The organism is Wolbachia endosymbiont of Mansonella perstans (genome assembly GCF_020278605.1).
Classification (GTDB): Bacteria; Pseudomonadota; Alphaproteobacteria; order Rickettsiales; family Anaplasmataceae; genus Wolbachia.
Genome location: NZ_JACZHU010000027.1, coordinates 1 through 11,667, shown reverse-complemented (window position 1 = coordinate 11,667; position 11,667 = coordinate 1). Strand labels below are relative to the sequence as shown.

General features: G+C 35.3%; 12 protein-coding genes, 1 other RNA gene and 1 pseudogene. 8 read left to right on the top strand and 6 right to left on the bottom strand.

Going from position 1 to position 11,667, the window contains the following annotated elements; translation table 11 throughout:
• The first annotated feature begins 188 nt into the window (after window positions 1-188).
• The 6 genes and pseudogenes from IHO13_RS02435 to IHO13_RS02410 all read left to right on the top strand — a co-directional run bounded on the left by IHO13_RS02435 (window position 189) and on the right by IHO13_RS02410 (window position 5,499).
• A pseudogene (locus tag IHO13_RS02435) lies at window positions 189-1,627 on the top strand (YifB family Mg chelatase-like AAA ATPase).
• Window positions 1,628-2,188: 561 nt separating this feature from the next.
• The gene (locus IHO13_RS02430; RefSeq protein WP_225538117.1) at window positions 2,189-2,341 is read left to right on the top strand and encodes a hypothetical protein; all 153 of its coding nucleotides are present in this window, start codon (window positions 2,189-2,191) and stop codon (window positions 2,339-2,341) included.
• A 241-nt stretch (window positions 2,342-2,582) separates the two neighbouring features.
• Window positions 2,583-3,773 carry a cell division protein FtsZ gene (gene ftsZ, locus IHO13_RS02425; RefSeq protein WP_225538116.1) on the top strand — a complete coding sequence of 397 codons (1,191 nt, stop codon included), beginning with the start codon at window positions 2,583-2,585 and terminating at the stop codon, window positions 3,771-3,773.
• Complete coding sequence (locus IHO13_RS02420) at window positions 3,773-4,171, top strand: EVE domain-containing protein (RefSeq protein WP_225538115.1); 399 nt, start codon at window positions 3,773-3,775, stop codon at window positions 4,169-4,171. Before ftsZ ends, IHO13_RS02420 begins: the two co-directional genes overlap by 1 nt.
• Window positions 4,165-4,617, top strand: coding sequence for an rRNA maturation RNase YbeY (gene ybeY / locus IHO13_RS02415; protein ID WP_225538114.1), 453 nt, complete (start codon window positions 4,165-4,167; stop codon window positions 4,615-4,617). Before IHO13_RS02420 ends, ybeY begins: the two co-directional genes overlap by 7 nt.
• A gap of 93 nt (window positions 4,618-4,710) precedes the next feature.
• A complete protein-coding gene (locus IHO13_RS02410; protein ID WP_225538113.1) occupies window positions 4,711-5,499 on the top strand; it encodes a succinate dehydrogenase iron-sulfur subunit in 789 nt (262 codons plus the stop codon).
• A gap of 2 nt (window positions 5,500-5,501) precedes the next feature.
• Here IHO13_RS02410 and IHO13_RS02405 read toward each other — a convergent pair whose 3' ends face one another.
• From IHO13_RS02405 to IHO13_RS02390, 4 genes are read right to left on the bottom strand one after another with little or no spacing between them, the layout of a single operon-like run.
• Window positions 5,502-6,638, bottom strand: coding sequence for a hypothetical protein (locus tag IHO13_RS02405; RefSeq protein WP_255586073.1), 1,137 nt, complete (start codon window positions 6,636-6,638; stop codon window positions 5,502-5,504).
• 56 nt (window positions 6,639-6,694) lie between these two features.
• Window positions 6,695-7,474, bottom strand: a complete 780-nt coding sequence (locus IHO13_RS02400; protein ID WP_225538111.1) for a GNAT family N-acetyltransferase — start codon at window positions 7,472-7,474, stop codon at window positions 6,695-6,697.
• Window positions 7,464-7,946, bottom strand: a complete 483-nt coding sequence (locus IHO13_RS02395; RefSeq protein WP_225538110.1) for a phosphatidylglycerophosphatase A family protein — start codon at window positions 7,944-7,946, stop codon at window positions 7,464-7,466. Before IHO13_RS02395 ends, IHO13_RS02400 begins: the two co-directional genes overlap by 11 nt.
• Before the next feature lie 19 nt (window positions 7,947-7,965).
• Window positions 7,966-8,949, bottom strand: coding sequence for an NAD(P)H-dependent glycerol-3-phosphate dehydrogenase (locus IHO13_RS02390; RefSeq protein ID WP_225538109.1), 984 nt, complete (start codon window positions 8,947-8,949; stop codon window positions 7,966-7,968).
• 323 nt (window positions 8,950-9,272) lie between these two features.
• On the opposite strand from IHO13_RS02390, the gene IHO13_RS02385 reads away from it, so the two are divergent.
• Window positions 9,273-10,043 (top strand): response regulator transcription factor, encoded by a 771-nt coding sequence (locus IHO13_RS02385; RefSeq protein WP_225538108.1) that lies wholly within the window; start codon window positions 9,273-9,275, stop codon window positions 10,041-10,043.
• Between the two features lie 44 nt (window positions 10,044-10,087).
• On the opposite strand, the gene rnpB is transcribed toward IHO13_RS02385, so the two are convergent.
• Window positions 10,088-10,435, bottom strand: an RNA gene (gene rnpB / locus IHO13_RS02380) — RNase P RNA component class A.
• 85 nt (window positions 10,436-10,520) lie between these two features.
• The gene (locus IHO13_RS02375; protein WP_225538107.1) at window positions 10,521-10,736 is read right to left on the bottom strand and encodes a hypothetical protein; all 216 of its coding nucleotides are present in this window, start codon (window positions 10,734-10,736) and stop codon (window positions 10,521-10,523) included.
• A 322-nt stretch (window positions 10,737-11,058) separates the two neighbouring features.
• Between IHO13_RS02375 and IHO13_RS02370 the strand changes: the two genes are divergently transcribed.
• Window positions 11,059-11,211 carry a hypothetical protein gene (locus IHO13_RS02370; protein WP_225538106.1) on the top strand — a complete coding sequence of 51 codons (153 nt, stop codon included), beginning with the start codon at window positions 11,059-11,061 and terminating at the stop codon, window positions 11,209-11,211.
• Window positions 11,212-11,667: the final 456 nt, after the last annotated feature.

Sequence of the window (11,667 nt, the reverse complement as noted above, 5' to 3'; positions counted from 1 at the left end):
AATAGCTTCAGTACTATAATAAGGGTAATGGCGAAAGTTGTCAAGTAGTTCTTTTCATTTCTATTAGGTGATATAAGCTGCTAAAAACTATGCAAAAAGTCTGATAACAGCCCAAATCAAGGAGTTCAAAGCCTTTACTTCATAACCTCTTTAGTATATTTTATTAAAAATTTTATAAAATATATTATATTGCAAATATAAATACCATTGTACTTCAGGAAATTAATATAGTGAATGTTAATGTCCAAATCCACATGGCAAATGATGTTCCTGCCTTTAATATCGTTGGATTGCTGGATCAAACTGTTGCAGAATCCAGAGAACGTATTAGAGCAGCACTAAACTCAATTAATCTACTGCTCCCCCTAAAAGAATCACAATTAATCTTTCTCCTACAGGTTTGCTGAAAGAAGGCAGCCATTATGATTTAGCTATTGCTATTGGACTGCTTGTTGTGATAAACGCTATACCAGTTGAAAAAGTTCAGCCTTACATCATTATGGATGAACCTGCCCTTGATAGCAGGGTTATTTCAGTTTTAGGGGTTTTGCCAGCGACAATCAATGCAAAACAGAAAAACAAAGGAATAATTGTCCGAGGGAAAATGGAATAGAAGCTTCATGTGTAAAGAATGTCTCGGTTTTGGCTATAGAGAAATTGACCGATATTATTAGATATTTCAAAGGTGAGAAGTCGATTGAGCCGGTAATTTTTAATAAACCGAAAGAAAAAAGAGCAGTACCAGATATGAAGGATATCAAAGGCCAAGTTGTAATAAGAAAGAGCAGCTGAAATTATAGCAGCAGACAGACACAATATGCTCCTTGTTGGACCTTCCGGTACTGAAAAGTCGATGCTTGCTAAACGATTTACAGGGCTGCCGCCTAATTTAACTAAGCATGAGATAGTTGATGTGAATATTATTTCCAGTATAACACAGGCTGGCAATTAGATACTCAAGGTAACTAGTCCCTTTCGTGAACTTCATCATTCATGCTCCATGCCAGCGATAATAGGAGGAGGGGAAAATGTAAACCTGGGGAAATCACTATGGCTCATAATGGAGTATTGTTCCTTGACGAATTGCCAGAGTTTCCAAGACTCGTACTTGATTCCCTACACCAACCACTTGAAGACAGAAAAATTACTATTGCAAGGGGTAACGCCCACATTACTTACCCAGCGCATTTGCAACTAATTGCTGCGATGAACCCCTACAGGTGTGGTTACTTAGGAAATGCGAATAGGTCATGCAACAAAGTTCCACGATGTGGTACAGATTATAGGAATAAAATATCAGAACCATTGCTTGATAGAATAGATATATATCGAAATACCAAATTTTAGCATACTTTCTCCTGAAATTTACTCAGAGGGAGAGAGTACTGACAGAATCAGAGAAAGAGCAATGGCAGCAAAGGGAATTCAGGCTGAGCGCTACAGCAAATTAAGTATTAGTTGTAACTCAGAAGTAAGTGGTGAAGTATTGAATAAATTCACTAAGCCGAACCAAGAAGGGTCAGATCTACTAAAACACGTGCTAAAAGAAAACTATATTTCCAATCGAGGTTATACACGCGTATTAAGAGTTGCAAGAACCATTGGAGATCTTGCAAAAAGTGAGTAGGTAAAAAGAGCACATATTGTTGAAGCTCCCAATTACAGAATAAGAGCATATTAGTAAATTAATTTTTTTTGACAGAAGATTTTTCTTATTATATTACTCTTAAATAAAAATTTAACACATTATGTTTTAGGAGTGAAGTTATGACAATAGGTCAAACAATGAAAAAAAAGTGTCTATTAGTGAAAAGGATTCCTTTTTTTTGAAGTTTGGAAAAAAAGATACACGAGTCTGAAGAAGGGTTTTGGAGTACAACCAAAGGAATTGCTGACGCAAATTGACAATACATATGTCACTATCCATATAAAACAGCTGCAGTTGTTAGTATAGTTGTAGCAGCTTCGCTTATAGCTGCTTATCTTTTAAGCCTAGCTTATCCAGGTCTTGTCAATACAACATCAGCATCAACTTACGCTGGTATAATAGCAGGAAATAAGGGATTATATGCACTTGCAGTGGCTAATCCAGTCTTTACTGGTCCGCTAACTGCAGCAATATTGGCGATTACAGGTACTCTTATATACATGAACTATAGCAAATCAAATTGATGAAGTAAAGAAAGCTGTGTTAGAAGCTTGTGAAAAAGATGACCAAGGAAATCCTGACCTACAAAATAAAAAGATTAAGACAGCTAATAAGAATGATCCATCGCAGGTCTTAACTAACATTGCAGTGAAGCTTGGGTTGGTGCAAGTACAAACACAAGCAACAGCATAAGTAGTTTCAACAAGGCAAAGGAATAGGTTTCTATCCATTTTTATAAATGCTTTCTATTTCTTGAGTTGGTCCAATAACGCTATCTAAAAATCTAGTAATCATTGCATATAAGGTACTTATAAAGTTAAGAATAAGTAAATCTTATTTTCTGTTTATGTCTACAGAAGTGAAAAGTGTTTGCATATTGTTAAAAAAGCAGTAACTTATTATCAAGTGAATTCACTAAATTTGGGAAATTTAAATGCCAATTGACCTTAGTCTGCCAGAATTACCTATATTGCACCCAAGGATTACCGTTGTGGGAGTGGGTGGTGCTGGCGGAAACGCTGTGAATAACATGATCCAATCCAATTTGCAAGGAGTAAATTTTGTTGTAGCAAATACTGATGCTCAAGCGCTAGAGAAGTCATTGTGTGATAAAAAAATTCAGCTAGGTATTAACTTAACTAAGGGGCTTGGGGCTGGTGCTTTGCCTGATGTTGGTAAAAGTGCAGCGGAAGAATCAATTGATGAGATTATGGAGCATATAAAAGATAGTCATATGCTTTTCATCACGGCAGGAATGGGTGGTGGCACTGGAACAGGTGCAGCGCCGGTAATTGCAAAAGCAGCAAGAGAAGCAAAAGCCGTAGTTAAGGATAAAGCATTAAAAGAAAAAAAGATATTGACTGTTGGAGTTGTAACCAAGCCATTTGGCTTTGAAGGTGTGCGTCGTATGCGCATTGCAGAGCTTGGACTTGAGGAATTACAAAAATACGTGGATACTCTCATTGTTATCCCAAACCAAAACTTGTTTAGAATTGCCAATGAGAAAACTACATTTTCTGATGCATTTAAACTTGCTGATAATGTCCTACATATTGGTATCAGAGGAGTAACTGATTTAATGGTCATGCCTGGGCTCATTAATCTTGATTTTGCTGATATAGAAACAGTGATGAGCGAAATGGGCAAAGCAATGATTGGTACTGGAGAAGCGGAGGGAGAAGATAGAGCAATTAGTGCTGCAGAGGCTGCAATATCTAATCCATTGCTTGATAATGTGTCAATGAAAGGCGCGCAAGGAATATTGATTAACATTACAGGTGGCGGAGATATGACTCTATTTGAAGTTGATGCTGCAGCAAATAGGGTACGCGAAGAAGTGGATGAAAATGCAAATATAATATTCGGCGCTACCTTTGATCAAGCGATGGAAGGAAAAGTTAGAGTTTCTATTCTTGCAACTGGTATTAATAGTGGCACTGTTTGTGATGACAAGTCAGAAACTCCGTCTGTGAATCAAAGCGAGACTTCAGAGAAAGAAAAGTTTGAGTGGTCTTATAGCCAAACTTCAGTACCAGGGGCAAAACCAGCTGAACAAGTAAATGAAGAAGTTAAGTGGAGCAATAATATCTATGATATACCGGCTTATTTAAGAAGAAAAAAATAATGCAATTTTGGCTGCTTAAGTCAGAGCCAAGTGAATATTCATGGCAAGAAATGGAAAAGGAGAAGTTAGTTAAGTGGGATGGTGTACACAACTATCAAGCTCAAAGCTATATGAGAGCTATGAAATTAGGTGATTCTGCGTTTTTTTATCATACAGGTAAAGAAAAAGCGGTATTTGGGATAGTTGAGGTCTTAAAAGAATATTACCTTGTTAACAACTGCAAGTTTGGACTGGTAGACGTGAAATTTTCCAAGCCTTTGAGTAATCAAGTAACGTTAAGTGATATAAGACGAAACCCACTTTTAAAAAACATGGCCATGTTAAAACAACCGCGCTTATCGGTTTCTCCAATCTCAGAAGCCGAATGGAATGAGATAATAAGAATGAGTGAATGTTAGAAGTAAATATTCTTGATAAGAGGTGGCACAGCATTACAGGGGATCCAGAGAGCTTTGTATTAGATATTATAAATGCTTCTCTAGAAGAATTAAAAATAGATCACTATAAACCAAGTATATCGATAGCTCTTGCTGATGATGATTTACTACATCGACTTAACTTAAGGTTTAGAAAAATGGATAAGCCAACTAATGTGTTATCATTTCGGTGCGAGCAATTATCTAACAAGTGCGATTTAGGAGATATAGCAATTTCAATAGATACAATACAAAAAGAGTCAAATGAGCACCATATATCTATCTTAGCTCACGTTGCACACATGTTAGTGCATGGATTGCTACATTTACTTGACTATAATCACCAAAAAGAGGATGAGGAAGTTATAATGAAAAACCTAGAAAGAAAAATTTTAGCTTCGCTTGGCTATAATATAAGCGCGATTTAAAGGAATTTTATAAAAAATATAGTAGAGAATGCTAAAATATGTTATCTACAAAGCAAGAGAATTTTTAGCTATAGACGATAAAAGGTAAGCAATATGGTCCAGTTTTCTCTGCCGAAGAATTCTAAAATTAATGAAAAGGGCAAGGTCTATCCTGTTCCTGCTAGAGTAAAAAATGTCAGAAGATTTCAAATTTACCGTTGGTCTGCTGATGATGAGAAAAATCCTAGAGTAGACACATTTTTCATTGATATGGATAATTGTGGCCCTATGGTGCTTGATGCATTAATAAAAATAAAGGATGAAATAGATTCAACCTTAACTTTCAGACGTTCTTGTAGAGAAGGAATATGCGGATCTTGTGCTATGAATATTGACGGAACCAATACTCTTGCATGTACTAAATCCATAGACGATATAAAGGGTAACGTAAAAATATATCCATTACCTCATATGTATGTAATAAAAGACCTAGTTTCGGACCTGAGTCAATTTTATGAGCAATACAAGTCAATTAATCCTTGGTTACAAGCAGATAAACCTGACTTGCCAAATCAAGAGTATTTACAATCTCCTGAAGATAGAAAGAAACTGGATGGCCTTTCTGATTGTATATTGTGTGCTTGTTGTTCAACTGGCTGCCCAAGCTATTGGTGGAACAGTGATAAATTTTTAGGACCAGCAATACTGCTACAGGCTTACAGATGGATCGCTGATAGCCGTGATAATAAGATAGATAAGAGACTTGATGCCTTGAATGATCCGTTTAAATTGTATCGTTGTCATACAATAATGAATTGCACAAAAACCTGCCCTAAAGGGCTTAACCCAGCAAGAGCAATAGCGAAAATTAAGCAGCTTATGGTAGGAAGAGAAGGAATTTGAGGCTACCTTTTGCATTCCTCATAGGAAAAGAGTAAACCTTCTGAAGCATAGGGTATTATTAATATCCTGAACATTTTTCCATTTGTAAGGTGGATTGTGTCATTATGCGGTCCAAATAATTTTTTGAATAATTCATGCCTTTGGTTGCTAATAGTTTGAAAATCTCTTTGTTCCAAAAGCTTCTGAGATTCGAATAGGTAAAGCATGACTTCATGATAAGTTGGATGGGATGCCAAAAACTTTGTATCAAGTTGAAAGGTTTTCACAAAAGCATTATTATGAAACTTCAGTTTTTGATTCTTACTGTATATTGCAATGGCAATTGGTAATTCCTCAAGTAAATTTTTCTGTGCAGCTAAATAACTATCTAGTCTAGCACGCAACTCCTCTGCATCGCTAACATCTTTTCCATATATTACCGCACCACCAAAATTTTGTATTGGAATTCTAATAAAATCAAAAACCTTGCGTTCGTTTTTGCAGGTTATCACATATTTTCCTGGTTTGGCATTGTGGGCACTATCAGTAACAGCCAATCTCTGGGAGCTATTTATATATTTATCATAAAATAGGTTGCAAAACTTTACTTTTTTATTTTCATTATATTTCAGTATTGGAAACGGCAGAGAGTTGAAAATGCCCCTGTAGTTCTCTACTTTTTGTCTAAGCTTACTATTTTCTAACTCCAGTTCGTTAGCTTTTATCTTGCAGTCTGAGATATTTCTTATCCACAACAGCACACCAATTACGCTATTAGAGTTGTCTATTATGCTTCTGCCATAACATATACAGTAAACTTCACCATCCCTTGACTTCAAGTCCAGGGTAAAAGATTTATTTACCTTTTTTGCCTCAGTAAAATTTTTAATTAAGCTTTCCGATTGCTCAAAAAAGTTGACAAACTCATTAAATGAGTAAAAGACAGTATTAAGTAAAATTAGTAAGTTAGGAGAAAACTTTTCTATACGTTTTTTTGCATCCCAAATATAAAACCCTTCATCCACAGTATCAATTAAGTTACTTATTATAATATTTTGATGTTGCAGGCTCTTAATTTTATTATCCACTTTCAATTTGGAATAAGAAAGAAAGAACAATATTAAAATTAATAATAAAACTACTTCATACAAAAAAAACATAGTACTTTTAAAACAGACGTAAAAATTTATAACCGCTCAACAAGGGTATGTATAAGTTACGCTGAAGAAGTGTACAAGTAAAGATTGCCTAATATCTGAAAGCCCAATCTTTTGTAGAGGTTGACGGAAGGTTTCATACAATGCGCTACTATATATTTGCACCTAAGCTGCTGAATTATCTTGATTCTTTCTAAAACCATTTGAGTACCTATTCCACGGTTTCTATGAGTCGGTAAAACTCCATCGCTATAGAAACCAGCTATGTTGTCCTGGACGCAAAAGCCACATGTTCCAACAATTTCGTTGTTTAGTGTTGCAAGAAAAAATCTTAACCCGGATTCTTTATCATCATAACTCGATAATCCACGAAAAAACGTGCTGACAATTCCAGCGTTGTGATAAAAAATCTTAGAAGTACATAAATCTAACTGTTCTAAGAGGTTGCTACTATTTACAGCGTTCAACCTCAAATCTGGAACAATATCAGCAGGTAAGAGGTAATTTTTCATGTTAAGTAAAGCTTTTTTTGGTGTGCTAACGTGTTTTATATTACACTTTTCTAAAATGCCCTTTGTCTTTGTATACGAATCCATTACCCATGTTGCTTCTATATTCCTTGCTCTAAGATAATCTAGAGTTCTTTGTACAGAAAGTTCATTACATTGGTCTTTGCAAAACACAAAATTGAATAATGATTCTCTAGTGCCATTTATTGTAAATGCGATATTATCAAATTTATCATGCACTTCCCACTGAGATAAGTTTGCTGTGTACAGTATATAATCCTTCAGATTTTTAGTAACCAAGCTTGAATAATAAACTTTCTTATCCCGCATACACAGACAATGAACAATAAAAGGCTCCTATGAGAACACAAGATAAAACTGCAGCTATAATATCATCCAGCATAACGCCTAAAGGACCTTTGATATTTTTATCGATCAAATTTATAGGCCACGTTTTTATTATATCAAAAAACCTAAAAGAAAAAAAGCACAACAGTAATAAAGGACAATTCACTTCTTGGTTTAGCAATGTTGAAATTAGAAATATTGTCAACAATTGACCAACTACTTCGTCAATCACTACCGCTTTTGGATCACGTGAAGTCTGATAATGTTTTATATAATTACTTGTGGACCACAATCCGATTAAGAATAAGACAAAGATGATTGCTGCACCTAAAATTTTGTTGCCTAGCATTATAGGAACAACTGGATAAGCAGCTAAACTGCCTACAGTACCTGGCATTTTTTTTATTGTACCAGATAGCCACCATGTTGATATCAATTTATATAAAAATTTCACAGTACATTAAATTAAAAATTTAATTTACAAGAGCAGAAATAGTATCCTCTATAGATACACTTTCATACAACAATCTATAGACCGCTTCACATATAGGCATTTTTATCTTTAGCTTCTCTGCTAAATTAAATGCAGATTGAGCAGTACTAAAACCTTCAGTCACTGACTTACCTTCTGACAGAATCTGCTGAACGTCAAAGCTATCGTCACTGCTACCTATTTTAAACCCAAAGGACAGATTTCTTGAGTTCAAGGAAGTGCATGTCATAACCAGATCACCCAAACATGCTGGTCCAAGTAGCGTTTCTATGTTTATATTAGCATTACCTGTTTTTGCTAGATATAAAGTCTTTACTTCATTAATACTATTTGTTATCAGTGCTGCGTGAGCGTTGCATCCGAGTTTTTTACTTAAAATAATTCCACATGCTATAGCAAAAACGTTCTTTAGTGCTGCACAAATCTGTACTTCTATGATATCCCTGCTAAAATATAGTTTAATATTTTCCTGCTGTAGTTCTGATATTAGCTTTGAACCTAATGCACTGTTTCGGCATGCAAGAACCATTGAATAGGGTAGTTTTTTTGCAACTTCTATGGCGAAACTTGGACCTGAAAAAATGGCAACTTGATTGTTAGGTAAAACTTCATTTACTATTTCACTAGGTAGTTTTGATGTAGATCTTTCTATTCCCTTACAAGCTAAGATTATTGCCACATCTTTTTTTAAGCCACAATCATGTAATTGCTGACATACCTGTCTTAGAGATTGGGCAGGAACAGCGAGGATTATTGCTGAAGCATTAACTGCTTCCTCAATAGTTAATTTTACTGACACGCTATCAGAGATTCTACAACCAAGTAATTTGTCACTTTCTCTTGTTCTATTGATTGATTCGAAAGTAGTTTTATTGCGGGTCCACAAAATCACATCTTGTTTATTACTTAGTGAAATTGCAATTGCTGTACCCCACGCGCCAGCGCCTAAAATTGATATCGTCACACAATGTTCCTAAAAAGTATTACTTATACTTTAGAATGGTAGGGTAAGTAAATTAAAAATATAACACAGATATGTAAAATAGTTAAATATTTATTAACCTAAATACTCTTTTAGTAATAATAGCTTTAACTCAATATTTACTAAAAATAATGTTATTCTTATGATATATAGTATATCTATTATGTTTTAGATCTATTTATATAATTTTGGAATGATATATCTATTACTAGTAGTTCCGACCATTTGTTAGTAAAAGTTTGATTTGTTATTTTCCTTAGTTATATATATTACTAAAATTATAAATTACTTACGGGGTGTAAAATATGCGTATATTACTAATTGAAGATGATCAAGTAAGTGCAAAGACTGTGGTTAACGCTTTAACTTCTGATGGGCACTTTTGTGATGTTGTGACTTCTGCGCAAGACTACAACAATAATATGGTTTCCTCAAATGGAGATCACTATGACCTAGTTATTCTAGATATACACTTGCCAGGTGATATTGATGGATATGATATATTGTTAAGACTAAGAAGTGCAAAAATTAAAGTTCCTGTCCTGATACTTTCGTGTATATCAGCTGTTAACCAGAAAGCTAAAGGACTTGGATACGGTGCTGATGATTACTTAACTAAACCATTCCATAAAAGCGAGCTACTTGCTCGGATAAAGGCAATAGTACGTCGTACTAAAGGCCATCCTGAATCAGTGATAAAAATTGGTAATATAAATATCAATTTTGATCATAGGATTGTTGAGGTAAAAGGTAAAACGGTTCATCTGACTAATAAAGAATATTCTATGATAGAGTTGCTAGCATTACGTAAAGGAACAGTACTAACAAAGGAAATGTTTTTAAATCATCTCTACAATGGCTTAGATGAACCTTCAGATAACAAAATAGTTGATGTCTTTATGTGCAAGTTGCGTAAGAAACTTGAAAGTGCAAATGATGGAAAAAGCCATATAGAAACCGTTTGGGGCAGAGGATATGTCCTGAAAGAGTATGTTGATGAAGAGGAATATTCTAACGCCAATGTAAGTGAGAATAGTGGTGGCTATCAAGCAGAACAAATAAAAGGCAATGTATAAAGTGCTTATACATTTGAATACGGCATAATTGACATTTATGTAAGTGTCTAGGTGAAATATAAGCCGGGTTCTGTTTATGTAGCTATTTATCTGGAGTAAATGTTACCATTTACTGCTCGCGATTTACCCGAGTAGATATGAGGAAAAACATAAGGTCTACTCTTATTTAATCTTGCTCCTAGTGTTGGTTACTCGACTACCAATGTTGCCATTGTTATGGTGTGCTCTTACCACACCTTTTCACCCTTACCTAGAATACTTTAGGCGGTAATTTTCTGTAGCCCTATAACTAGAGTTACCCCCGGCGGGCGTTACCCGTCACTATTTTTCCTTGGAGCCCGGACTTTCCTCTGCTGTGCTTATCACACAACAGCAGCTACTTATTTCACCTAAGACTAACTTTAACACGAAAATCATAAAAGTAAAATAATTTCCCTACTAATCAATGGTCCGCATATCAAACATCAGGCAAAACAGCTAGAGGTAATGTCCTAGTACATTATTGTTATTCAAAGATGATCCTCTAGATCCTGAATTTATACTACCTTCGGGTGATGGACTGCTCGATCTGCTACCACTTTCCACTGATACGCTGCCTAACACTATTTTAGTACTGCTTGTTCTGCTGTTACTGATAAAAAGTTCTCCATTACTGCTATTCGAATGTGACTCTAAATCAGATAGCTCTAACACAGGAGCAGCATTATAGTGGCGATGTTTCTTAACATATTTATATACTATGAACCCTATAATTCCAATAATGATGCCACTGTTCCAAGTACAGACCTTGCTATTATTCCTGCCTCAAGGCCCGTTATAACATGTTGAACTGGATGCGGAGAAGAAGTTTGTTGAAGAAGCAAAGTTATAATAGACTTGGAAGTTGTCAACTCTTTTATTCTATTGCTTGATATAGTAAATACTATGTATGTAGTTTCCTCTGAGTTTGTAATTGGTTCATGAGTTGGCGTTGTGACTCGTTTAACTGTTGTTGCCTGTGAAGTGACAGGAGTTATTGACTTCGCTGTTGCAAAAGATTTTTGCAGTACTTGTTCCAGCTTCTGTAGTAACCGTGGTAGCTTGTGATGTGGTAGCTGCTGTTGTTGGCTTTGCTGTTTCAGAAGATTTTGCAGTACTTATTTCATCAGTATCCGTAATAACTGGGTAGCTTTTAAGGTAACGGTTGTTTCAGATATTGTTGAGTTCACTGTTGTAGGCACTGTACTTGTTTGAGTTGCTAACTCTGCTGTTGAAGGATGAGTAGTCTCCACGGCGTCAGTTTTTGTTGTATAAGTAACTGTAGTGGTTAACGTTTTCGTAGGAGTCTTAACTTTCTTTGTGATAGTTGTAGGAGCTACGGTGCTGCTAGAAATAATACTAGGCGTTAATCGACCGTTGATGATATTAACAAAATCGTTGAGAGCTTTAATACTATCTGCTGGTATTGTTGTTATCTTGGTTCGAATCTTCTGTGATTGAAAATTACGACATTTTCTCCGCTTGTTGTAGTTACAATAAAGCAACCTTGACCGCCGTCTTAACATACAATTGACCTATAGGATCTTTATAACTCTTTCCATAATAATCCAAGAGAGGTAAAATAAGGACTTATAGTAGTGAAGGT